The organism is Virgibacillus dokdonensis, assembly GCF_900166595.1.
In the GTDB taxonomy this organism is placed as follows: domain Bacteria; phylum Bacillota; class Bacilli; order Bacillales; family Amphibacillaceae; genus Virgibacillus; species Virgibacillus dokdonensis.
In genome coordinates, this window is the sequence record NZ_LT745763.1 from 2414879 (window position 1) to 2440630 (window position 25752).

Below are 25752 nucleotides of genomic sequence, written 5' to 3' on the forward strand. Positions count from 1 at the left end.
AGCATACCCCTGTTTTAGTGGCATGATTCCTTTATCTCAATAGATTCGTTCCATTAGCTACGTTACTAAACGGGCGCTCACAGGCCTTTGTTCTTATGCTTATTTATTTTCACGACACGTTGGACAAGTACCATAAAGAGTTGTTACTTTTTCTTCTTCATATTGCTCAATAATTGTTTGGCAATCTTGACAAACTATTGTACCCATTAAATCCAACTCCTCTTCATAATGATAACGTATTCATATTATAATATGTCACATTTTAAAAATCAAGCCTAATTAGTATAACACTTTTTTTACATTATGGACGATAATTGCCTTTTACCATTTTGAAGCAGTATTATACGATAATGCATTCCTCTGTTCTCCCTATCCTCGTTAAAGATATGAACCTTTTTATAAAGGTTATTAGCGTAGATTTAGCACTTAAAAACCAAAGTATATCAAAATGGAACACTGATAGCTCCACTTTATTTCTCTTCGTAATGAAATGCTGTAGAAGGGCTGCATTCGTCTTATATATGGCGGTATATACCCCCATCAAAACAGTAAAAAGCCTCCACAGGAACAAATACTTCTAACTCAAATAAATATGAATCAGAAATACAATGATGTGGAGACTTTCTATTTAAAATAACTACTTATTGTTTACTTAACGTTTGAATTTGTTTAGGATCAACCATCTCATACCCTTTATCCCTTAATCCTTTAACAATATCTGCTAATGCTTCATTTGTCCATTCCCGATCATGCATTAGCAAATTGGCTCCCGGTTTTAGTAGGGAATAATCAACCCCCGCTTCTGGACCTTCTCCGCTTACCATTGCTTTTTTCAGTTTAGCAGCATCTTGATATGGCGCGAAATAATCATACCCATATGTCCAGTTCATAACGACCATTCCTTGTTCTTTAGCCACTTGTCTGGAGTGGTCACTATTCATACCATGAGGGGCGCGGAAGAATTTCGGGCGTTCTCCAATAACCTCTTCAATTTGATCATTCACACGAACAATTTCTTCTGTCTGTTCCTGCTCAGTCAAATCTGGTAACTTAGGGTGGCTATATGTATGATTTCCGATAACAAAACCCATCTCATGGATTTGTTTTAGCATATCCTTTTGTTCTTCTGTTTCTAAAAAATGTCCATTTACAAAGAATATTGCATTGGCTTCTAGCTCTTTTAATGTCTTAGCCATATCCAACGCATGCTTATCTGGTATGTCATCAATTGTTAACAAAACTACTTTTTCATTGGTATTCTCATCAATTGGTACTATCGTAGCATTGTCCGAAACCTTATACTTAGGGTTAGGGGCTTCGTTTACCACACTTTTCTCTGTTTGGTTATCTTCTTTTTGTGGCTTCTGTTCTTCCTTACGTTGATCCTGTTTATTTTCTTCAGCCTTATCTGCATGTGCTGGTTGCGATTTTTCATCACTCGAACCGCATGCGACTATGAATAGTCCAATGAAGATGAAAGTAACCACTAGTATAGCTTTCTTCATATAGTTCCTCCTGTCCGAGCTCCTGTTAAAGTGGCAACTTCTATTATAGATTGCTGGAAAATAAATGACAACAAAAATCTACATTTTTCTTGTTTATGATGACCTAAAGGACTTCTTAGAAAAACTTGACTTATCGATGACGAAATTCTTCGTTTTTTTATATAAATCAAAAAAATCTTATGCTTTCCTATAGCTAAAAAAAGGGAATTAAGTGCTGCTAATATTCACTACTACCGGCTTGTCTAGCTTTCGTCCTACAATTAAATTGAAAGTCTTAGGAGTTCTTTATTAAAATACAACGAACATTTTAGCCCACTTTAATAACGATTTTGAACTCCGTATAATTATCGAAAGAATTATTTAAATATAAAAAATCATTCAAATACGCATCAATTATTTTCTTTGTTTTTTCATATAACTGCAACTAGAAAATGCATGATGACAAGTTTTGAGCTTTTTTAAGTATGATTAATTAGAGGAAGGATATAGTAAAATAGCAAGGTTTGTTATTTGAACAATCTTTGTGCTTATGTTTTAATACAATAAGTACGTCTACATAGTTTTCCAAAAAAATAAAAATAGAAAGGATTATTTTTGTGAAGAAAGTAACGCGAGTATTCTATATTTCAGCAATTGCTGCAGTACTTTTCATTATTTGGGGAATCATTCCGGAAGACGTATTGCCAAATGCCAACTTAGACAATGTCACGAATACAATTCAGACATTTCTCGTAGATGAGTTTGGTTGGTTCTATTTATTGAGTGCAACTTCATTTGTTATTTTTGCGATCTATCTCATTTTTTCAAAATATGGCAATATTAAACTAGGCCGACCTGGAGACAAGCCGGAATACAACTATTTAACATGGTTTGCTATGTTATTTAGCGCTGGTATGGGGATTGGTCTTGTGTTCTGGGGAGCTGCCGAACCTTTATCCCACTTTCATGATCCACCATTTGGAGCTGAAGAAACAAATGATGCAGCTAAAACAGCGATGCAATACAGTTTCTTCCATTGGGGGATTCATCCCTGGGCTATTTACGCGACTCTCGCCTTAGCGTTAGCCTATTTTAAATTCCGCAAACAGGCACCAGGTGTTGTTAGTGCCATTCTTGAACCGCTCTTTGGTGATCGAATTAAAGGTTTATGGGGGACATCGATTGATTTCATCGTTGTTTTCGCCACTATATTTGGCGTTTCTACATCACTTGGCTTAGGAGCTATTCAAATTAGCGGCGGTCTCTCATACGTTACCGGATTAGAATCAACTATTACCCTCCAACTTATAATCATTGGGATTGTGACCGTATTATATATGACTTCAGCCATGACAGGGCTAAATAGAGGAATTAAGTATTTAAGTAATGCTAATCTTGCTTTAGCAGTATTACTAATGTTGTTCGTATTAGTCTTAGGTCCAACCAACTTTATAATGAATTACTTTACTACAACATTAGGTAGTTATGTGCAAAACCTACCTAGCATGAGCTTACGTATGACCCCTTTCAATGAGGAGAATTCTACGTGGCTAAATAACTGGACATTCTTTTATTGGGCTTGGTGGATTGCTTGGGCACCATTTGTAGGTACTTTTATAGCAAGAGTTTCTCGAGGTAGAACTATAAGAGAGTTTGTCTTAGGCGTACTGCTCGTACCTACCATTTTCGGTGCTCTATGGTTTTCAGTATTCGGAGGATCTTCTATTCATTTAGAAACGACTCAAGGTGCAAATATCATGCAGAGTATTAATGAGTTTGGTGAAGAGACAGCATTATTTGCTGTGTTGGAACATTTTCCTATTGGTACCTTTATATCCATTCTTGCTATCTTATTAATTTGTACTTTCTTTATTACTTCTGCCGACTCTGCTACCTTTGTTCTTGGAATGCAAACTACTGGCGGAAGTTTAGATCCAGCCAATTCAGTTAAGTTTATATGGGGTATTATTCAATCAAGTGCTGCAGCTGTATTGTTATGGCAAGGTGGCTTGAATGCTTTACAAACAGCCTCGATAATCGCAGCGTTTCCTTTTGCCATTATAATGATTTTAGTGATCATTTCTCTTGTCAAGTCCTTCAGGCAAGAAGCGAAAGACCATAACTTAGCAACGAAAAGAAAAAGCTAGAGCTCATGCTCTAGCTTTTTCTACAATAATAGGACACAAAACTGTGGCTTTCATCATAATGAAAATATTTAGGCACTGGCATCTCCAGCTTAGACTTCACACATCTTCCCATTCTTGAAATAGAAGCCTTTCACACCTTATATGTTAGGTTAAAGGTTATAATTCATCTTATCTTTTAAAGACACCTGTACATCGCTTAAATAGTTTTTCTTCTAATTTTTCTTCTCTTTGCTAATTCTATCTCAGAATTGAATTACTTCAGCAAAAGTACCAAGTTTACTTCATTTTATTATCGGGAAATCGTAATGTAACATTTTTTACTTTTAGATATCTTATATTACTACCTCTAACAGCACATTATCAACTTTATAACAGTTGCATGACATAAAACTTCAGTCTATCTAAATTTGATAAACTAAAGCTATCGACATTACATGACAAGTGGGTGACCAACAATTAAAAAACTAATTATTTTTTTAGTAATTGTTTGTGTACTAGTAAATGGCTGCAAAACGTTCAATGCTTCTACTATTAACGTAATTTCCTTTCAACCAAAAAAATATGATATCTTTTTTTATACACACCAAACGAATGATTCGGTAGAAAATCAATATTTTGATGCTATCATTGAGGTGAAAGCAAATTTCCCAACCGAATTTAGCAAAGTAAACACAAGAAAAACAGCTTTGAATGAGATTGATGAGAAAATAGATCCTAAGTATCCTACTTTAATTATCAGAAAAGACGGAAAAACTATTGAACGAATTAGTGGTCAAACGCCTAAACATGTAATCATTAGTAAACTTGAAAAACTAATGTAAAAAAGTAAGATTAATAAACATAGAATATTTAATGGAATGCTAAAAAGGAGCTGTCGCAAAATGCATAAAATGCATTTGCTGACAGCTCCTTTTTATATATGAGATTGCTCGTTTTAAGATGCATTATTTTATTTATGGTGATAAAGGGAAATTTAATTGGTTTTTGACGCACTTAAATAAGCCTCGCCTTTTTTTATTTTTTTAAGCTGTCTTTAATGGATGATAATAGAGGTTTAGGCGATTAGCTTGGATTTTCGTATGTATTTTATTGAGATTATAACCAAATGCCAGGATTAAAAGTTCGTTTCGTACATTGCCTGTTCCTCGCGTATGAAACTTCTTCAGATGATAATCTTCCTTCAGTACGCCGAACGTTCCTTCCACTTGAATGGAACGATTCATACGGTACAGTGTGCCTGTTTCTGTTAGAATATTTTCTTGCGCTGTTTCCCGGTATGCCAGAAATTCCTTGGCTACATGCAGTTGGCGATTCCCTTTCGCTTTTGTACATTTTTCTTTGGGCGGACAACCTGTACAATCTTCACATTCGTAGACGGTTACCTTAGATTGATAGCCAGTCTGCGAGGTTCGCGTGTAGTTTCTAATGGCATGCAGTTGCTGGTTATTGGCACAGGTATAGGTATCTGTGCTTTTATCATAAGCCATGTTTTCTCGGTGTCTGATGTCCTTTTTGAAAGAAACTTTTTTCTTGCGTTCATGATTTTGCGGCTTGATATAGGCCGTCTGTTTTTGCTTCTTTAAATACACGTAATTTTCTTCGCTTTCATATCCAGAATCTGCGACGATGTTGCGATAGGTAAAGGGAAGATGTTCCTTTAAGTATTGAAGCATTGGAATCAATGTTGTTGTGTCGTTTCGATCGGAAAACGCATTGATCCCAACGATAAATTCCGCATCCACGGCAGCTTGGACATTATAAGCTGGTTTGAGTTGACCATTCCTCATAGGATCATCTTTCATTCGCATAAATGTGGCATTATGGTCTGTTTTAGAATAACTGTTTCGTTTCTCTCCCATAATCTGATTGGAAGTATCGTAGTGTTCTTTACGTTGAAGCATTTCCTTTACTTGTTCATGATAACGTTGAAGGACCGTTTTTCTTTTCCCTTTTCCATAAACGAACGTGATGTTTTCTTTCGCTTTTACTTTCTCCAGGAAAACAAGCACTTTTTTCAAATCTTCTAAAAAGGTCTCGTAAGGACTGGTGAAAATCTGACAGTATGTTGTATTGATCTGTTCCAGCAGGGCTTGCCATTTGGTATACATCTTGGCTTCATGTTTGGTGATTGCCTTTTTCCATACGAAAGAATACCGATTGGCATACGCTTCGATTTTGGTGCCATCGATATAGATGGTTTCACCGGTAATCGCTTCTTGTTGATAAAGCCACACGACTTGTTGAAAGAAGAGCTGTTCCATCACCGTATCGGTCAGATATTTTTGCTTGAAACGACTGATAGTAGAATGATCAGGAGCTGCATACCCTTGAAGAAGCCAACGGAAATTGATATCCCGACGACATGCTTTTTCTATCCCTCGGGAAGAGTAGATTTTTTGCGAGGCTGCGTAGGTAATGACCTTAAATAGAATGACTGGATCGACTGCTGGTTTTCTCCCTTTGGAAGCGTATGCCTGTAGTAGTTCTCTATAATCCATCCTTTCACATAAGAGGCAGTGGAGCCGGACCGAATCATCCATAGGAATCATTTCTTCTACATCCATCGGTAAATATAATTGATAATTTGCTGCAATTTGCGTATACTGGGCTTGTATTATTCTTTTATTTGTCATAAATCAATAATACATGAGAGCAGACCCTTTGTGGTCTGTTTTTTTGTGTATACACAAAAAAGCTGTTACACAATCAATTACCTGATTGTGCAACAGCCCCTCTTTACTATACTTATAGCATATGAATTGGTGTACCTAGAGCTACTTCAGCAGCTTCCATGGTGATTTCACCTAATGTTGGATGAGCATGGATCGTTAATGCGATATCTTCTGCTGTCATACCAGCTTCAATTGCAAGACCTAATTCAGAAATCATATCACTTGCATTTGGTCCAGCAATTTGTGCACCGATTACTAGGCCATCGTCCTTACGAGTAATTAGTTTCATAAATCCATCACTATCGTTTAATGAAAGAGCACGGCCATTAGCTGCAAATGGGAATTTAGCAGCTTTGACATCAAATCCAGCATCTTTCGCTTCTTGTTCGGAATAACCGACCGTAGCCAATTCTGGATCTGAGAACACAACTGCGGGCATACTTAAGTAATCAATTACAGCTTTTTCTCCACTGATAGCTTCTGCAGCAACTTTTCCTTCATAGGATGCTTTATGTGCTAATGGAGGCCCGGCAACAATATCACCTATTGCATAGATGTTATCAACATTCGTGCGACATTGATTATCAATTTTAATTAGTCCACGTTCATCTTTTTCAATGCCAACCTGCTCTAAGCCAATATCTTCTGTATTTGGACGGCGGCCAACCGTAACTAATACATAGTCTGCTTCAACGGTTTCTTCTTTACCTTTTACTTCATACGTTACTTTGACACCGTCTTTAGATTCTTCTACACCTTTAGCCATTGCTTCTGTAATAATTGTAACGTCTTTTTTCTTCAAACGTTTTTTCACAACTTGACTCATTTGCTTCTCAAAACCGCCTAAGATTTCTTTCGCACCTTCAAGAACAACAATTTCTGTTCCGAAATTCGCATAAGCAGTTCCAAGCTCCGTACCAATATATCCGCCACCGATAACTACCATTTTCTTCGGAATTTCTTTCAGGTTTAAAGCACCAGTCGAGTCCAATACTCGATCTGAAAATTTAAAGTTAGGGATTTCAATTGGTGTTGATCCTGTAGCAATAATGCAATGATTAAAGGTATATGTTTGAGAATTTTTCTCATCCATAATTTTTGCAGTGTTTTTATCTACAAAGTATACTTCACCTTTAACAATATCCACTTTGTTTCCTTTTAACAAGCCTTCCACACCAGAAGTCAGCTTGTTAACGACACTTGCTTTCCACTCTTGGACTTTAGAAAAGTCAACAGAAACATTTTCTGTTTTAATTCCCATTTCTTCATTTCCATGAGCTTGTTCAGCTAAATGTCCAGCTTGGATTAATGCTTTGGATGGAATACATCCAACGTTTAAACAAACCCCACCTAAAGCGCCTTTATCAGCAATTGTTACTTTTTGGCCTAACTGTGCAGCACGAATAGCAGCAACATAACCACCAGGACCTGCTCCAACAACGAGTGTGTCTACTTCAATTGGAAAATCTCCTACTACCATAAACTCACGCCTCCATCATAATTAATTGTGGGTCGCTTAATAATCGTTTGATTTGATTTAGAGCATGTTGTGCAGTTGCTCCATCAATAATACGATGATCAAAGCTTAATGATAATGCAAGTACAGGTGCTACAACAACTTCCCCATCACGAACCACTGGTTTTTCTGCGATACGGCCAATACCAAGAATAACCGCTTCTGGGTAATTCAATACTGGCGTAAACCATTGACCACCAGCAGAACCGATATTTGTAATTGTATTCGATGCACCACTCATCTCTTCAGGTGCTAGTTTACCACTTCTAGCCTTTTCTGCCAATTCATTAATCTCTTTAGAAATTTCAAAGATGGATTTACGATCGGCATTTTTCACGACTGGAACAAGTAGACCTTTGTCTGTATCTGCTGCAATACCTACATTGTAATAGTGCTTGTGAACAATTTCATTCGTTTCATCATCAACGGAAGCATTTATCATTGGGTATTTTTTAGAAGCAGATACTAGTGCTTTAACAACATACGGCAAGTATGTTAATTTAATCTCTTGCTCAGCAGCTACGGCTTTAAACTTCTTACGGTGAGCTACTAATTCTGATACATCTACTTCATCCAATAAAGTTACATGAGGAGCTTTTGTTTTAGAATTAACCATCGCATTGGCAATTGCTTTGCGAATTCCACTCATAGATTCACGAGTTTCAGGGAAGTCTCCCACTGTTTCTGTAGCTGCTTCTTTCTTAGGAGATGCAGCTTCTTCTGTTGTTCCTTTTACATCTATAGCAGGTTGGTCTCCACTTAAGTAAGCATCAATATCCTCTTTTAAAATACGTCCGTTTTTACCTGATCCCGTAACTTTAGAAATCGTTACCCCTTTATCACGTGCGTACTTCCTTACTGATGGCATTGCAATTACTCTTTCACCATCATCTTCTTCCACTTCTTCATTTGTAGTCTCAGGAGCTTCAGATGTTTTTTCGTCAGCAGAGGCTTCTTGTTTTGAATCTGCCGCTTCTTCCTCGTCATCTGATTCATAGCCTTCTGCATCAAACGTAATAATAGTGTCACCTACAACTGCTACCGTTCCTTCTTCTACATGTAATTTTGTCACTGTTCCTTCCACTGGTGATGGAATTTCCACTACAGCTTTATCATTTTGCACTTCACACAAAACATCATCTTCTTTAACTTCGTCGCCTTCATTAACGAACCATTTAACGATTTCACCTTCATGAATTCCTTCACCAATATCAGGTAATTTAAAATTGAAAGCCATAATATTTTACCTCCTGTCTTAATAATTAAAAGTTCATCACACTGTTTACTTTTTCTACAATATCTTTATGATTAGGTAACCAAACTTCTTCTGCTTCTGAGAATGCGTAAACGGTGTCTGGAGCCGCAACACGTAATACAGGAGCTTCTAAATGCAGAATGGCACGTTCTTGTATTTCAGCTACTACATTCGCAGCAACGCCCGCTTGGCGTTGCGCTTCTTGAACTACAACAGCACGATTTGTTTTCTTAACCGATTCAATGATCGTTTCGATATCAAGTGGCGATACAGTACGTAAGTCAATAACTTCAGCATTAACACCATTTTCAGCTAGCTCTTCAGCAGCTTTTAACGAAGCATGTACCATCGCACCGTAAGCAATTAATGTAACGTCTGTACCTTCACGTTTAACATCTGCTTTTCCTAGTTCAATCGTGTATTCCCCTTCAGGAACTTCACCACGGAATGAGCGGTATAATTTCATGTGCTCCAAAAACACAACCGGATCATTATCACGGATGGAAGAAATAAGTAAACCTTTAGCATCATGAGGAGTAGAAGGAATAACTACTTTAATACCTGGTTGTTGAGCAATTAACCCTTCTAATGAATCAGCATGAAGTTCTGGTGTATGAACACCTCCGCCAAATGGAGCACGTACTGTAATTGGTGAATGATGAACGCCACCTGAACGATATCGCATGCGAGCCATTTGTCCGCTAATGGAATCCATTACTTCATATACGAAGCCGAAGAATTGAATTTCTGGAACAGGGCGGAAACCTTGTAAGCCTAAACCAATTGCTAGACCACCAATACCTGATTCGGCTAAAGGTGTATCAAACACGCGTTCTTCACCAAACTCGGCTTGCAATCCATCAGTAGCACGGAACACGCCACCATTCTGACCGACATCTTCTCCGAAAACAAGCACATTTTCATCATTTTTAAGTTCCGTACGTAGTGCGTCTGTAATGGCTTGAATCATTGTCATTTGTGCCATGATTTACTTCGACTCCTTTTCTTTATATTCTTCCATCTGTTCTTGTAAATTATATGGAAGTTCTTCATACATATTTGCCATTAAATCTGTTACTTTCTGTTTTGGATGTTGGTCTGCTTGCTTAATGGCTTGCTTAATTTCCTCTTTTGCTTCTTCAATTACTTTATTTTCATCTTCTTCAGACCATAGATTTTTTGCTTCTAGATACTTACGGAAACGAACTAATGGGTCTTTCTTTTCCCATTCATTATCTAAATCTTCTGTACGGTAACGAGTCGGATCGTCACCAGCCATTGTATGAGGACCATAGCGATACGTCATTGTTTCAATAAGCATCGGACCTTCACCATTAACTGCACGCTCTCTAGCATGTTTTGTAGCAGCGTAAACAGCAAGTACATCCATACCGTCTACTTGAATGCCTTCAATTCCTGCAGCAACAGCTTTTTGAGCTAATGTTTTTGCATTTGTTTGTTTTTCTACTGGTACAGAAATTGCAAAACGGTTATTTTGTACAAAGAAAATCGCTGGAGCTTTATATGCACCTGCAAAGTTAATTCCTTCATAAAAATCACCTTGTGATGTACCACCATCACCAGTGTAAGTAACAGCTACATTTTTCTTACCACGCTTTTTCATTCCTAAAGCTACGCCAGCAGCCTGTACATATTGAGCGCCAATAATAATTTGCGGACTTACAGCATGAACACCTTCTGGCATCTGGTTACCATGGAAATGTCCTCTAGAGAATAAAAATGCTTGATATAATGGAAGACCTTGCCATATCAATTGTGGCACATCTCGATATCCAGGCAATAGAAAATCCTCTTGTTCAAGTGCAAACTGACTTCCTAACTGTGAAGCCTCTTGCCCTGCTGTTGGTGCATAAAATCCTAAACGCCCTTGGCGGTTCAATGCAATTGAACGTTGATCTAAAACCCTTGTGTAAACCATTCTACGCATAAGTTCTTTTAACTGCTCATCGGAAAGATCGGGAACGTCTTCTTCATTGACAATCTTTCCATCTTCATTAAGAATTTGGAACATTTCGAACTGACTCTCAACACTCTCTAAAACGTGTTTCAAAATAGTTCACCTCTTCCTTTCTGTATCCATTTAGTATTGTCATTTCTAGCCTACCCAAAATCAGAAAAAAACTGTACTTTTTATGGTATTCCCATTTTTGCTTACTATAAATCTATAAGTGAATGCCCAAATAGGCAGAGCACACAAATAAAACATTCCACCCTTGCTCTATACCAGCAAGTAGAGGCTTTTATATTGATTGGCCCCCCATCTGTATGTACATACACATCATAAACAGCTATTTAAACTGTTACATAAAAAAGCAAAAAATCATTAGTACAATTTCTTTTCATATAAATTCTAGCTCAATTCTACTTAGTGGTCAAACACTTTGTTTTCTTTAATTTATTTTCCCATAATTTAAAAGATAGCTTTATTTAATAAAGCGCTTTCTTCCTTATTCTGTTATAGTTCGTTTTCTTATCTGTATTACCTATTATTAGGAACAATAGCGAGAGTTTAATATTTTACATCTATGACAAACCACCTCCTTCTCATCACCCTGTTTTCGCCGAAGGATCTATACGATAAGCAAAACGACGACGTTTTATCGTCTTAAAGACTTTGGATTTTTAAATTGGTTTTACTTTGTAAAAATGTGTACCGTTATCCTTAGACTAGCAAAAAACACTCTCTTAGTTTCACCTAGAGAGTGTTTCAATATCTTACTTATCTTCTGTTTTTTTGTCAGAATCTCCTTCATAGGTAACATCCATACCCACTTGCTCGTAAAAATCTCTTTTCATTTCATTGTATTCTTTCGTATGCTTGTTAAAAGTATCGTTTGACGCAATTACTTTTTCATATGCATTATTAATAGCATCTATTATTTCCGTTAACGTTTCTTGCTTTAAATCTTCTTTTGATAACAATTCATACATTTCCTTTTCCAATTTCAATGCATCTTTGTAAGCTTTATTTAGATTATCGTATACTTTATAACGATCTTGCATCGTCTCTACCATTTTTTTAGCAGTATCTTTAGCTTCTTTAGCTTCTAAATCTTCCACAACTTCTTTCGTTTTAGTAAATTCTTCTTTTGCTTGTTCTATGCTTTCTTCTTCTTTCTTTATCGCTTCTTTCCGTTTATCTACCGTTTCAATAGCTTGTTTAGCTAACTTTTTAATTTCATCCATTTCGTCTTTACCAAGATCCATAATTTGGTTATATAACTCTTGTTCCTTTTTTTCCAAATCAGTTATTTTACTTTGCTGTTCTTCAAATCCTTCTTCTAGCGTAACTGCTTCTTCTAAATGATTCTGTATTTGTTCTTCAGGAGTCCCATTACTACACGATGCTAATATAAATAAAAGCATAAAACCTAATGCAACGATTGCGAACTTTTTTAATGACATTATTTACCTCCTACACCTATAAATCAAATATACGATTTATAGTATAACATAAAATGGGTTGTACAAAAGGAAAAAATCAATTCCTCCTTGGCTCCATAATAAAGTGTTTCTTTTAAAAAATCCGTTCCATCTACAAATTACTCTTTAGTGCCTTGAAGGACGAAATACCTCAAAGCTTATGGTTGAAATAAGTTAACATTATTCAGCTTATATAAATAGTGAACAGATACGTCGGTCCCTAATAGCAAATTATGATGAAATGCGTATAAATATGATAAAATGATCTTTGGAACTATGCACATAGAATTAGGAGTGGTACGATGTTAACTATGAAAGATATCGTTAGGGAAGGCCATCCTTCATTAACAACAATTGCTGATGAAGTAACTATTCCTTTAACGAAAGAAGATAAGCAATTACTTGGTGATATGCTACAATTTATAAAAAATAGCCAGGATGAAGAAATTGCTCAAAAATATGGCCTTCGTGCTGGTGTTGGGTTGGCTGCTCCTCAGCTAGGATTGAATAAACGTTTAATAGCTGTTCACTTTGAAGATGGTAGAGGGAAAAAATACAGCTATGGACTTGCTAATCCAAAAATAATTAGCCATTCTGTAGAAAAAGCATATCTTCCGTCTGGAGAAGGATGTTTATCCGTCGATCGAAATATAGAAGGATACGTTCCTAGATATGCTAGAGTCACCGTAAAAGCCATAAATATGGATGGAGAAGTCATTAAATTAAGATTAAAAGATTATGCTGCTATTGTGTTTCAACACGAAATTGATCATTTAAACGGAATCATGTTCTATGATCATATTAATCAACAAAACCCCTTCTTCATACCAGACAACGCAAAACCTATAGAATAGATAGGGCTTGGGTGAACATTTTATTCATGAAAGTAAATGGTATATCACATACCGTCGCTTTGATAATGCCCTTGGCACCACAGGTACCTAGTGAGTTTCTTCATGCTTAAGCACTTAAGAAACTCACCAAGGTCTTTTCCAAGCATGGTTACGCATGTCTTTGTAACTAACTTATAGATAGCTGCTTTCGTAGCAAACACCTAACATTTCTTTGAAACATAGTAAGGTTAAATTAAACCAAGATGCTTCAACCCATTTGCAAGCCCATCCTTATCAACGTCCTCCGTTATATAATCTGCTACCGCTTTTAAATCAGAAACTGCATTCCCCATCGCTACCCCTGTTCCAATTTCCTGTAACATTTGCATATCATTTAACCCATCCCCGAAGGCAAATGTATTTTCAAACGCTAAACCGCTAGCTTCAATTAATTTTTCTACTCCAATCGCTTTTGACCCACCTAACGGAATAACATCACACGAGTACTCATGCCAGCGAATAAAGTCTAACGTAGGAAGCTGTTTAGCTAACTGTTTTTCTTCTTCTTGTTTACAAAATAATAAAGCTTGATAAATCAATGTAGACTGATAAAAGTTAGGATCCACTTCTGGATAACTGAAATTCATGCTGCTTAAACTTTCTTCTATAAATGAATGGTTAGGTTCAGAAGCTTTCATTTTCTTCGAGCTAGAAAAAACAATGGGATAATTATTTTTCGTAATCTCATGGTTTAAACGCAAAAGATCATCTTTTTTTATCGGGTTTTGATAAACTTCTTTCCCTTCAAACACAACATACTGCCCATTAAAACTAACAAAAGAATGGATGTTTAACTCTTCACGTATAGGCTCAAACATAAAAGGTGCCCTTCCAGTTGCTATCGCTACGTACACATCATTATCCTGCAATTGTTTAATGGCTTGCTTTGTACTATGTGGAATTTCATTTTTTTTGGTTAAAATCGTGCCGTCAATATCTAAGAAAACCATTTTTTTATGCATGTTTATCCCCTTTTCTGATGTATAAATTTAATCGTGTTGTAAAAAATAAGCGTAGTAATCATCGGATCTTATTTCAACAAACTGTGCTCCTACATTCACTAAACGAAGCACAGTTTCCAACTTTTATGCACTCTTTTCTATCACAGCCATGAGAAATATTTTTAAGAAATAGCGTGTTTTTATTTCAAATTTCCTCAACTCATACTATACTATAGATAAGAGGGATTGGATCGGTAGATGTTTTTCTTGTTTTTTAAAACAAAGAAAGGAGATGACACGTCATGCTGAAACGTCTAAGAAAAAAGCTCAAAAAACGCTGGAAGGACTTTTTAGGCCAAGGACGTGTGCCAACTACTTGTAAAAAGACTACCAATGATTAATTTGCCCAATCACATACTAAAGGTACCATAAAGTAAATGAAAAAGACAAAGCTACACTATTTGGAAAAAGACGATACCTTTATCTTCATTCTTGTGTCGGGTAAGATATAGCATTAACTCCGTGTTCAAAACTGTAATAATAATAAACCAACAATGAAATTAGTCAAGGAGAGATGAGATGATTTATAAAGTTTTATATCAAGAACTGGCTGACGAGATTCCAGTTCGAGAACGTACAAAAAGCGCTTATGTGGAGGGAAACTCTGTAAGAGAAGTTAGAGCAAAAATCAACGAACGCAAGTATAATATTGAATATATCCATGAATTGGATGAAGCACATTTAGCATATGAAAAACAATCCGAAGATTTTCACGTGGAGAAAATCTAAACAATGAAATTCGTGAAAAATGATCAAGCTGCCGTTTTTGCTCTAGGTGGCTTAGGAGAGATCGGAAAAAATACGTATGGCATTCAATTTCAGGATGAAATTGTGCTAATCGATGCTGGAATTAAATTTCCGGAAGATGAGTTGTTAGGTATTGATTATGTTATCCCTGACTATACGTATTTAGTACAAAACCAAGATAAAATTAAAGGATTATTTATTACCCACGGACACGAAGACCATATTGGGGGGATCCCATATCTTCTCCGTGAAATTAATGTGCCAATATATGCTGGTAAACTTGCGTTAGGATTAATTAAAAATAAATTAGAAGAACACGGTTTATTAAGAAATGCTAAATTACACACGATTCAAGAAGACGATATTATAAAATTCCGAAAAACATCGGTAAGCTTTTTCCGAACAACTCATAGTATTCCAGATTCCTATGGTATCGTAGTGAAAACTCCGCCAGGAAATATTGTTCATACTGGAGATTTTAAATTTGATTTTACTCCAGTTGGTGAACCAGCTAATTTATCGAAAATGGCTGAAATTGGAAATGAGGGTGTGCTTTGCCTTTTATCAGATAGTACGAACAGTGAAGTTCCCGGATTTACGATGTCCGAAAAAGTGGTTGGGGAAAATATAAAAGATATTTTTAGCAGAGTTGACGGACGTGTTATATTCGCAACTTTTGCGTCAAATATTTATCGATTACAACAAGTAGTGGAAGCATCTGTTAAAAACAACCGTAAAATAGCTGTATTCGGAAGAAGTATGGAATCTGCTATTAACTTAGGACAAGAATTAGGTTATATTCAAGCGCCGAAAAATACGTTTATTGATGCTAATCAAATAAACCGTCTTCCAGCACAAGAAGTGACCATTCTTTGTACCGGATCTCAAGGTGAACCGATGGCCGCTCTCTCAAGGATTGCCAATGGTACTCACCGGCAAATACAAATTATCCCTGGCGATACAGTGGTGTTTTCTTCATCTCCAATCCCTGGAAACACCATTAGTGTCAGCCGAACAATTAATAAATTATATCGTGCAGGTGCCGATGTCATCCACGGAAAATTAACCAATATTCACACATCAGGGCATGGTAGTCAAGAAGAGCAAAAGCTCATGCTACGCCTAATTAAACCAAAATACTTTATGCCTATACATGGTGAATACAGAATGTTAAAAGAGCACATTAAATTGGCCGTTGCTTGTGGTTCAGACGCTGATAGTTGCTTTGTCATGGACAACGGAGATGTTTTAGCACTTGGAAAAGATACAGCAACAATAGCTGGAAAAATTCCTTCAGGTTCCATTTATGTAGATGGAAACGGAATAGGCGACATAGGTAATATTGTCCTAAGAGATCGTCGAATACTTTCAGAAGAAGGGCTCGTTATTGTAGTTGTAAGCATTAATATGAAAGAGTTTAAAGTTTCTGCAGGCCCTGACATCATTTCACGTGGCTTTGTCTATATGAGGGAATCGGAGGACTTAATTAATGAAGCACAGAAATTGGTCGCGACGCATTTAACCAAAGTGATGGAACGCAAAACGTCACAATGGTCTGAGATTAAAAATGAAATTACAGATACTATCGCTCCATTTCTGTATGAAAAAACAAAGCGTCGCCCTATGGTACTACCTATTATTATGGAAGTTTAACATAAAAAAAGGGGCTGTTGCACAATCAGGTAATTGATTGTGTAACAGCTTTTTTGTGTATACACAAAAAACAGACCACAAAGGGCCTGTTCTCATGTATTATTAATTTATGACCAATAAACAAATAACACAAACCCAGTATACGCAAACTGCAGCAAATTATCAATTATATTTACCGATGGATGTAGAAGAAATGATTCCTATGGATGATTCGGTCCGGCTCCACTGCCTCTTATGTGAAAGGATGGATTATAGAGAACTACTACAGGCATACGCTTCCAAAGGGAGAAAACCAGCAGTCGATCCAGTCATTCTATTTAAGGTCATTACCTACGCAGCCTCGCAAAAAATCTACTCTTCCCGAGGGATAGAAAAAGCATGTCGTCGGGATATCAATTTCCGTTGGCTTCTTCAAGGGTATGCAGCTCCTGATCATTCTACTATCAGTCGTTTCAAGCAAAAATATCTGACCGATATGGTGATGGAACAGCTCTTCTTTCAACAAGTCGTGTGGCTTTATCAACAAGAAGCGATTACCGGTGAAACCATCTATATCGATGGCACCAAAATCGAAGCGTATGCCAATCGGTATTCTTTCGTATGGAAAAAGGCAATCACCAAACATGAAGCCAAGATGTATACCAAATGGCAAGCCCTGCTGGAACAGATCAATACAACATACTGTCAGATTTTCACCAGTCCTTACGAGACCTTTTTAGAAGATTTGAAAAAAGTGCTTGTTTTCCTGGAGAAAGTAAAAGCGAAAGAAAACATCACGTTCGTTTATGGAAAGGGGAAAAGAAAAACGGTCCTTCAACGTTATCATGAACAAGTAAAGGAAATGCTTCAACGTAAAGAACACTACGATACTTCCAATCAGATTATGGGAGAGAAACGAAACAGTTATTCTAAAACAGACCATAATGCCACGTTTANTATTCTACTATAAAATCGGATAAAATAAATCTACAATTGGATCCCCGCTTTGTTAGTAGCCTAAAAGTATGACAAGGGCTTCGCTTCATCATAAAAACTCGGTTATTGCCAAATCTTTATGGCGATGGAAAGTCGTCGTTTTGCTTATCTATAAAGCCTAGAAGTTTATTGCTTTCCTATAATACGAAAAAGGAGATTTAAATTTTGTATCCTACTTAGACTGTTTATTCTTCAATCACTAAATGCTTTTCAAAACGCGATATATCTTTATCTGCACCAATAACGATTAAAATGTCCCCTTCCGAAAAACGATGATCCGCACTAGGCGATACGTTAATATCTTTCCCATGTTTAATGGCTACTACGTTACATCCATAATTAGCACGAATATCTAATTCGACAAGCGTCTTGCCTAGCATTTTTTCACCAACTTTTACCTCAACAATGCTATGGTCATCGGATAGTTCTAAGTAATCCAATATGTTATTTGATATAATACTATGTGCAATTCTTTTTCCCATATCTCTTTCTGGATGTACCACCTGATCTGCGCCAATTTTATTAAGAATTTTCGCATGGTAATCATTTTGAGCTTTTACTGTAATTTTCTTAATACCTAAATCCGTTAAAATAACCGTTGTTAAAATACTTGCTTGAATATCATCTCCGATTGCAACAATAACATGGTCAATATTCTTTATTCCTAGTTCTTTTAAAGAAGCTTCATCTGTTGAGTCAACAATAACAGCATGAGAAGCTATATTTTTAAACTCATTAATTCTATCTTCATTGTTATCAATAGCAAGCACTTCCATCCCTTCCATGCTTAACTCTTTACAAATACTTCCACCAAATCTTCCTAATCCAATTACTGCGAATTCTCGTTTCATCCTTTGTTCCTCCATGTTTCGTCTTTGTTCATAGCTTATCACAGTTCTATTCGTTCTACCATATTTCAAGATGAAAACTTTATTGAAAAAAGATGTACAAAATACTCTTTTATTACAATAGAAAACCACGATTTATAGCATTTGAAAGACTTGGCTATCGCCAAGTCTTTACATTCAACCATCATGTACCATAAACTTTAAGAACAATGAACGCAAAAATGAACGTATACAGCTACATTTACTATACGTCCACCTACAATCACGAGGAATGAAAGAACCCCATACTGACTGAAGATTTACTTTATATTGCATCTAACATTTGAAATTGTGCTTTTACTAAATGGTAGTACTCTCCACCTTGTTTCATTAAATCGTCATGATTTCCGCTTTCTAATATGTGTCCATTCTCAAGCACAAATATATTATCAGCCTTACGAATGGTAGATAAGCGATGCGCAATAATAATAGCAGTGCGTCCTTTCAATAATTTAGCTAAAGCATCTTGAATCTTAACTTCTGTTTCTGTATCAATACTTGCTGTAGCTTCATCAAGTATTAAAATTTTCGGATTAGCTAATAATGCTCTTGCAAACGATAACAATTGTCTTTCCCCTGCAGATAAAATATTGCCACGCTCTTCAACTTCCGTTTCATAACTATTCGCCATACGCTTTATAAATTCATCAGCGCCAACGACTTCTGCTGCGCGAATGACTTCTTCATCAGACGCATCTGGCCGCCCAAAACGAATATTTTCCATAATAGTGCCTGAAAAAATAAATGTATCCTGTAAAACAACGCTTATACTTTGTCGTAAGCTATCTAATTGGACTTCACGTAAATCATAGTTATCAATTGTAACCTTCCCTTTTGTTGGATCATAAAATCTACTTATTAAATTAGCAATTGTTGTTTTACCACTTCCAGTATGGCCAACTAATGCAACTGTTTGCCCCGCATGAATAGTCAGAGATATATTGTTCAATGCAATGCGATCTTTATTGTAATAAAAATTCACTTTATCAAAGACAATTTGTCCTTTCATGTCCTTGAAAACATGAGCATCGCTCTTTTCTTGAACATTTGGCCGTTCATCTAAAAATTCAAAAATACGCTCAGATGCTGCCATTGCCATGAGCATTTGATTATACATCTGACCTAAACGAGATATTGGTTCCCAAAACATACCAATAAAAAAGGCGAACGAAACAAACGTTCCAATAGCAATGCCACCACTATTTTCACCAAGTAAAATTAAGTATGCCCCATAAGATATTAAAATAACTGTACCGATAGCATTGCTCAATTCAACAAACGGACGAAACATAGCACTCTTCTTCGTAGCTTCCTTCCAGCTACTAAAATTATCTTTATTTACTCCATGAAAATACTCACTATTTTCTTGTTCTTGAGAAAATGATTGCGTAATTCGTATCCCTTGTAAACCTTCATTCAAATGAGAATTCATGCGTGATTGTTGAATTCTTACTTGTTGCCAAGAACGACGAATCGTCCGTCGTAACTTGGTTGTTAGGTAGAACATTAGCGGAAGTATAACCATAATCGCTAACGCAAGCTTAGGGCTAAGCACAAACAAAATAACAATGATCCCTACTAATGTTACAATGTCCATAAGCAAGTTAATAATTCCATTTGTAAATAATTCCTGAAGTGAATTAATATCATTCATAATGCGAACTAAAATAGAACCGGCTGAACGGGAATCAAAAAAACGATGCGATAACCGTTGGACGTGCGAAAACAAATGTTGTCTAATATCGTAAATAACATTTTGACCTAAAATATTTACCCACTTTATCCGAAATACATTTCCCGCATAGCTTAATAAGTATAAAATGCCAATAACCACCACTAAATAAGTCAACAGCGTTACATTTTGTTCACTTATAGCTACATCAATAGCGACTTTTCCGATTAAAATTGGTACAATTAATCGTACAGCTGTCGATATAAACATAGCTATAATTGCAGCCGGTAAATAAGTTTTTGCATAAGGTTTCAAATAGACCAGTAGACGCCACATTTGCTTCCAATTAAACGGCTTTTCAATTGCTTGGTCTTGCGTATAATGAAAGCGTTGTAAGTGCCTGCTTTTGGACTCTTTGGACTTATCCTTTGTCATTCACATTTTCCTCCTTCTAAGCGTGCTGACGCTTCATCACTTCTTCTCTATCCTGGTATTGAATATCATAAATTCGTTGATACGGTCCCTGATTCTTAATTAAGAAGTCATGATTACCACGCTCTACGACTTCTCCCCCTTCTAAAACTAATATTTCATCTGCATGTTTTAATGAAGCAATTCGATGAGCTATAATAAATGAAGTTCTCCCCTTCATTACTTCTTGTAAAGCCTTTTGAATTCTAAATTCTGTTTCCATATCTACTGCAGATGTAGCATCATCCAAAATAAGAATTTTAGGATTAATACAGATCGCTCTTGCAATGGCAATACGTTGTTTTTGTCCTCCTGATAGTCCCATCCCACGTTCACCTAACATCGTGTCATACCCTTCTGGCATTTTCATAATAAAATCGTGCGCTTGCGCTCGTTTAGCAGCATCTATAATCTGCTCATCCTCTACACCTGGGCTACCGTAGGAAATATTTTCACGAATTGTCGTAGAAAATAAGAATGCTTCTTGCAAGACAAAGCCAATTTCCTTGCGCAAAGCTTTAAGATAATAATCAGAAACAGGCTTTTGATCAATAAGTACATCTCCAGAAACAGGCTCGTAAAAACGCGTAATGAGCTGTGTAATACTCGTTTTACCAGATCCTGTAGAACCAATTAATCCAATAACTTTCCCAGGGGGAGCATCAAAACTAATATTCTTCAAAGCAGCGTCGTTTTCATCCGCATATGTTAACGTAACATTTCGAAATGTTACATGCCCGTGTATAGGTTCTCTAATAGGGTGTTCGGATTCTGTAATATCCTCTTCTGCTTCTAAGATTTCTAATAATCTTTCTGCAGAAGCTTTTGCTTGTGAAAACTGATTGACAACAAAACCAAGGTTCATAAGCGGTCCCATAATATACCAAACTAAGCTAAAAAAAGCGATTAATGCACCAAGAGACAATTGCCCATCAATAACAAGAAAACCACCATATGCCAACAATGCTGCCGCACAGAAATTTCCGATAAATTCCATTAAAGGAAAGTACTTTGCCCAAATAAACGAAGTGTGTAAATAATTTTGCCTGTACGAATCATTACGATCCGCAAAACGTCCAATTTCAAATCCCTCACGCGAGAGTGACTTCACCGTATGCATACCGCTAATGTTTTCTTGAACACGCGTATTTAAATTACCATAAGATTTTCGAATCAGGCGAAAAGCCGGATGTACACGTTTATCAAATTGAAATACAACAATAGCCAGAAAAGGCATCGCGGCCATTGTAACTAAAGCAAGCGGAACTGAGTAATAGAACATAACTCCCAAACTAACCGTTATAAGTAATATTACTCTTAACAGTTCCGAAAATCCAAAAGATAGAAAAAAACGAAACCCTTCTACATCAGCTGTTAAGCGAGACATAATATCTCCTGTTTTAGCGTTATCATAATACGTAAATGATAATCGCTGTAGCTTTTGATATAATCCATCACGTAATTTATATACAGCTGTAATACCAAATAAATCCCCTAAATATTGATGATAAAAAGTAGCAAATCCTTTAACAGTCATTAACAACAAGAAAATAACGGAAATGTACGGAATTAATTCATAGCGATCCATTAAAACAACGCGATCAATTGTTTGCTGTAAAATAACGGGATAAACAACTGTGATTACCGTTACAAAAAACAAGAAGAATACAGATAGTAAAAAATGTTTCTTGTAAGGCAAATAATATTGCTTTAACTTTTTAAACGTGTCCACACATGTGCCTCCCTCAAGTTTTTAATTACGTAACATATAATATAACGGGTTTCGAAATAAATTTCTACTGTTTTGCCGAATTTTTTTAAAATTTTTTACTTTATAATTTTAAAGGTGTAACATGTTAGAAAAACTTAACTTAACTTAACAATCCAGTTTTCTAAAGTATACTTTCTTATTAGCTATAATATAAAAAGCGCCTCCTTTTATATGCATAAAAAAGGAGACGCTTATCGTATTAAACTAAATCATACGCAAAATATTTTTCTCAAGCATGTTTAGATTTGTTTTACCACGCTGGATATGACGTAACTTTCCAAATTCATCAAATACATAATAGGCTGGAACATATGTTACTTGAAATGCATCTGAAATGCTTTCATTATGATCGACAGCTATAGGTACTTTCAGTTCTTGTTCCTCCACCACTTTATTAATTTCAAGTAAGTTGTTATCTGTATCAGATAATGGCGTATGAACTGAAATAAATTGTACTTTACTTTTATATTCAATACAAAGATTTATAAAATGCGGCATCGCTTGTTTACATAAAACACAGCTAATAGACCAAAAATGAAAGCAAGTAGGTTTATCACCTATTAATAAAGGTTCACTATTCAACCATTCACAAGTGGTATCAAAATCGGGAATTTGCTGACCTAAACGCATAAAAGCTTCCTCCTATACCCTGAAAACAATTCTTCTATATTTTTATATGTGGTATAACATAAAAACGTTCTCAGGATATAGAAGGTGGATTAAACAACTTTTTGATTCACTACATTACACACATCTTCTGTATTCATACCTTGTGCGTTAATAACAGCACCTGCTATTTCCGCCTCCATGACTCCCATTACATCTTTGTCTTGGCCAGAAATTACACAACAATCACAGTAAGCTGCATCCTCTGCTCCACGCAAATCCACTACATGATGCCCCATTTCTGTGAGTGCTTCTTTTACATCGCTAAGCGTAGTTTCAACACCAATTCTCGCCATTCCATTACCTCCTCAAAGTAGCTTAAAAAGTTTTAGAATAAGGATATTCCAGATTGAATGTATAGCTGAAAAGTTACATTTCACTGTAAAGATCTAGCTCTAACACTCTCTAGTCCTTTTCAACTAAACATACCTTATATTTTGCTACTTATAGGAAACATATACATATTTTATTGAGAAAGTTTGGAAAAAGTTAAATGAACAGCCTCCACGCCAACGTTTAAAGCAGCTTCATCTGGATTTAACTGTGCATGATGCAAACCATAAGCAGAGTCTACCCCAAGCCAAAACATAAAACCTGGTATTTCTTTGAGCATATATCCAAAATCTTCACCAGTCATAGCAGGTTCTGCTTCTTGATAATGCACATTACTACCAGCTAATGCCTGACGGAATTCCTTTACTTGTTCAGCTTGATTATAAACTTGATAATAGTTCGCTCCATAATCCACTTCAATCTTACAATCGTAAGCAATCTCAAACCCTTTAATCAGTTTCTCTAGTTGGTTTTTAACTGTATTTATACTATCAGGATGTTGTGTGCGGATAGTCCCTTCTAAACGGGCAGTCCCAGCAATCGCATTTTGGACAAATCCGCTTTGCATTTTACCAATTGTAACAACAGATGCTTCAAGTGGATTCACATTTCTAGAAACAATTTGTTGCATCTGAACCACAAAACTACTGGCAGCCACTGTCATATCTTTCGTTAAATGAGGATAAGCAGCATGCCCGCCTTTTCCAGCAAAATCAATAAACAATTCACTCGTATTTGCAAACAGTAAACCAGGTTTACTAGCAACTGTTCCTACTGGCAACTCAGGGGCAATATGTAGAGCAAATACGATGTCCGGACGCCATGACTGAAATGCTTCAGATTGAAGTAATGGTAATGCTCCGCCAGGCCCCTCCTCTGCTGGCTGAAAGATGAATAAGCAATGATCGTTCATTGGTTCTAAGATAATCTTCTCTAATACCCCCAAAGCAATGGCCATGTGAAAATCGTGACCACACGCATGCATTTTCCCGTCATGCTTCGATGAAAAAGAGAGCCCTGTCTGTTCATTTATTGGTAAACCATCTATATCTGCTCGGTAACCAATTGTTTTTGTTGGGGCCTTACCTTCCACAAAGACGAGAATACCTGTCTCCCATAACTTGATAGATACTTTATCTGTTTCTAGTGATTTTATATTTTCCAACAAGTATTGCTGGGTCTTCTTTTCTTGAAAACCCAGCTCAGGTATTTGATGTAATTTACGACGAATTTGTTGTAAATCTAACATGCCGTCATTCCCTTACTTAGTCATTTAGTTTACGAAGCTCTTGTTTAATTTCCGTTTTTGACTTCGTATTCTCATCGATTTCTTTTAGTACCCGCGCAGGCGTTCCAGCTACAAGCGTATTTGGCGCTGCATCCTTTGTTACGATTGAACCTGCAGCAACGATCGCACCTTTTCCAATAGTAACACCTTCTAAAACAACGACGTTTGCACCAATAACTACATTATCTTCAACAATCACTGGTTTTGCTGATGGGGGCTCAATCACTCCCGCTAGCACTGTTCCAGCACCAATATGACAATGTTTACCTACTGTAGCTCGTCCACCAAGCACAACATTCATATCAATCATCGTACCTTCACCAATCACGGAGCCAATATTAATCATTGCTCCCATCATAATCACGCAGCCGTCACCAATATCAACTTGGTCTCGAATGACTGCACCTGGTTCAATACGAGCATTAATTCCTTTTAAATCTAGTAATGGAATAGCTGAATTACGACGATCGTTTTCAATGACATAATCGTGAATCATATCTTTAGATTCTTCAAGTAACTTTTGAATATCATCCCATTCACCAAACAAGACTCCACTCTTTGATTCTATAAAAGCTTGGATTGAGTTATCCGCAGATAAACGATCTAAACCTTCTCCTTTTATATATACCTTTACAGGTGTACTTTTCTTACTATTCGAAATAAAATTAATAATCTCGTTTCCATCCATCATTTTCATTTCATGTTTCCCTCCTAGTTATGTACTACTTTATAATTTAGCAGATCGCTTTTTTTGTCGCAATCAATACCTACTTCCTTTTACTATTCGACTAAACTGGGAGAACTCAAAAATTGGTTAGCTCTTTCTTTACCACTTCGTTTAAAAGGAGAGGGATGAGAACATACTTATAGCAAAAGC

The 25752-nt window shown here is 36.4% G+C and carries 22 protein-coding genes; 6 read left to right on the forward strand and 16 right to left on the reverse strand.

The annotated features are described in order from the left end of the window. Window positions 1–99: 99 nt before the first annotated feature. Both B2C77_RS12915 and B2C77_RS12920 read right to left on the reverse strand, forming a co-directional pair. The gene (locus tag B2C77_RS12915; RefSeq protein WP_077704453.1) at window positions 100–207 is read right to left on the reverse strand and encodes a GapA-binding peptide SR1P; all 108 of its coding nucleotides are present in this window, start codon (window positions 205–207) and stop codon (window positions 100–102) included. A 434-nt stretch (window positions 208–641) separates the two neighbouring features. Continuing rightward, window positions 642–1505 (reverse strand): polysaccharide deacetylase family protein, encoded by an 864-nt coding sequence (locus tag B2C77_RS12920; protein WP_077704456.1) that lies wholly within the window; start codon window positions 1503–1505, stop codon window positions 642–644. A 596-nt stretch (window positions 1506–2101) separates the two neighbouring features. Here B2C77_RS12920 and B2C77_RS12925 point away from each other — a divergent pair. Then, window positions 2102–3631: a glycine betaine uptake BCCT transporter gene (locus B2C77_RS12925; protein WP_077704458.1), complete on the forward strand. Its 1530-nt coding sequence runs from the start codon at window positions 2102–2104 to the stop codon at window positions 3629–3631. A gap of 632 nt (window positions 3632–4263) precedes the next feature. Further along, window positions 4264–4452: a YbbN family protein gene (locus tag B2C77_RS12930; RefSeq protein WP_077704461.1), complete on the forward strand. Its 189-nt coding sequence runs from the start codon at window positions 4264–4266 to the stop codon at window positions 4450–4452. A gap of 201 nt (window positions 4453–4653) precedes the next feature. Here B2C77_RS12930 and B2C77_RS12935 read toward each other — a convergent pair whose 3' ends face one another. The 6 genes from B2C77_RS12935 to B2C77_RS12960 all read right to left on the reverse strand — a co-directional run bounded on the left by B2C77_RS12935 (window position 4654) and on the right by B2C77_RS12960 (window position 12500). Further along, on the reverse strand, window positions 4654–6264 hold the full coding sequence (locus B2C77_RS12935) for an IS1182 family transposase (protein ID WP_077704464.1): 1611 nt from the start codon (window positions 6262–6264) through the stop codon (window positions 4654–4656). A gap of 112 nt (window positions 6265–6376) precedes the next feature. Continuing rightward, window positions 6377–7783, reverse strand: a complete 1407-nt coding sequence (gene lpdA, locus B2C77_RS12940) for a dihydrolipoyl dehydrogenase (protein WP_077704467.1) — start codon at window positions 7781–7783, stop codon at window positions 6377–6379. Window positions 7784–7787: 4 nt separating this feature from the next. Beyond that, the gene (locus B2C77_RS12945; RefSeq protein WP_077704469.1) at window positions 7788–9056 is read right to left on the reverse strand and encodes a dihydrolipoamide acetyltransferase family protein; all 1269 of its coding nucleotides are present in this window, start codon (window positions 9054–9056) and stop codon (window positions 7788–7790) included. 25 nt (window positions 9057–9081) lie between these two features. Next, entirely contained in the window at window positions 9082–10059 is a 978-nt protein-coding gene (locus tag B2C77_RS12950; RefSeq protein WP_077704472.1) for an alpha-ketoacid dehydrogenase subunit beta, read from the reverse strand. 3 nt (window positions 10060–10062) lie between these two features. Further along, entirely contained in the window at window positions 10063–11106 is a 1044-nt protein-coding gene (pdhA, locus tag B2C77_RS12955; RefSeq protein WP_176087400.1) for a pyruvate dehydrogenase (acetyl-transferring) E1 component subunit alpha, read from the reverse strand. A 704-nt stretch (window positions 11107–11810) separates the two neighbouring features. Beyond that, window positions 11811–12500, reverse strand: a complete 690-nt coding sequence (locus B2C77_RS12960; RefSeq protein ID WP_077704478.1) for a YkyA family protein — start codon at window positions 12498–12500, stop codon at window positions 11811–11813. Window positions 12501–12820: 320 nt separating this feature from the next. Here B2C77_RS12960 and def point away from each other — a divergent pair, with 320 nt between their 5' ends. Next, a complete protein-coding gene (gene def / locus B2C77_RS12965) occupies window positions 12821–13372 on the forward strand; it encodes a peptide deformylase (protein WP_077704480.1) in 552 nt (183 codons plus the stop codon). Between the two features lie 227 nt (window positions 13373–13599). Here def and B2C77_RS12970 read toward each other — a convergent pair whose 3' ends face one another. Continuing rightward, window positions 13600–14373: a Cof-type HAD-IIB family hydrolase gene (locus B2C77_RS12970; protein WP_077704483.1), complete on the reverse strand. Its 774-nt coding sequence runs from the start codon at window positions 14371–14373 to the stop codon at window positions 13600–13602. 558 nt (window positions 14374–14931) lie between these two features. On the opposite strand from B2C77_RS12970, the gene B2C77_RS12975 reads away from it, so the two are divergent. The 3 genes from B2C77_RS12975 (at window position 14932) to B2C77_RS12985 (ending at window position 17761) form a co-directional block, all read left to right on the forward strand. Continuing rightward, window positions 14932–15141: a DNA-dependent RNA polymerase subunit epsilon gene (locus B2C77_RS12975; protein WP_073005381.1), complete on the forward strand. Its 210-nt coding sequence runs from the start codon at window positions 14932–14934 to the stop codon at window positions 15139–15141. Between the two features lie 3 nt (window positions 15142–15144). Then, entirely contained in the window at window positions 15145–16812 is a 1668-nt protein-coding gene (gene rnjA, locus B2C77_RS12980) for a ribonuclease J1 (RefSeq protein ID WP_077704486.1), read from the forward strand. Between the two features lie 193 nt (window positions 16813–17005). Further along, window positions 17006–17761: a transposase gene (locus tag B2C77_RS12985; RefSeq protein WP_497012658.1), complete on the forward strand. Its 756-nt coding sequence runs from the start codon at window positions 17006–17008 to the stop codon at window positions 17759–17761. 211 nt (window positions 17762–17972) lie between these two features. On the opposite strand, the gene B2C77_RS12990 is transcribed toward B2C77_RS12985, so the two are convergent. The 7 genes from B2C77_RS12990 to dapD form a co-directional block, all read right to left on the reverse strand. Then, the gene (locus B2C77_RS12990) at window positions 17973–18638 is read right to left on the reverse strand and encodes a potassium channel family protein (protein WP_073005395.1); all 666 of its coding nucleotides are present in this window, start codon (window positions 18636–18638) and stop codon (window positions 17973–17975) included. Between the two features lie 301 nt (window positions 18639–18939). Continuing rightward, a complete protein-coding gene (locus B2C77_RS12995; RefSeq protein ID WP_077704492.1) occupies window positions 18940–20781 on the reverse strand; it encodes an ABC transporter ATP-binding protein in 1842 nt (613 codons plus the stop codon). Window positions 20782–20797: 16 nt separating this feature from the next. Continuing rightward, window positions 20798–22549, reverse strand: a complete 1752-nt coding sequence (locus B2C77_RS13000) for an ABC transporter ATP-binding protein (protein ID WP_077704495.1) — start codon at window positions 22547–22549, stop codon at window positions 20798–20800. A gap of 243 nt (window positions 22550–22792) precedes the next feature. Continuing rightward, window positions 22793–23218: a TlpA family protein disulfide reductase gene (locus B2C77_RS13005; protein WP_077704497.1), complete on the reverse strand. Its 426-nt coding sequence runs from the start codon at window positions 23216–23218 to the stop codon at window positions 22793–22795. An 89-nt stretch (window positions 23219–23307) separates the two neighbouring features. Continuing rightward, window positions 23308–23550 (reverse strand): YkuS family protein, encoded by a 243-nt coding sequence (locus tag B2C77_RS13010; RefSeq protein ID WP_077704500.1) that lies wholly within the window; start codon window positions 23548–23550, stop codon window positions 23308–23310. Window positions 23551–23720: 170 nt separating this feature from the next. After that, window positions 23721–24836 (reverse strand): N-acetyldiaminopimelate deacetylase, encoded by a 1116-nt coding sequence (locus tag B2C77_RS13015; protein ID WP_077704503.1) that lies wholly within the window; start codon window positions 24834–24836, stop codon window positions 23721–23723. A gap of 16 nt (window positions 24837–24852) precedes the next feature. After that, window positions 24853–25572 (reverse strand): 2,3,4,5-tetrahydropyridine-2,6-dicarboxylate N-acetyltransferase, encoded by a 720-nt coding sequence (dapD, locus tag B2C77_RS13020; RefSeq protein ID WP_077704506.1) that lies wholly within the window; start codon window positions 25570–25572, stop codon window positions 24853–24855. Window positions 25573–25752: the final 180 nt, after the last annotated feature.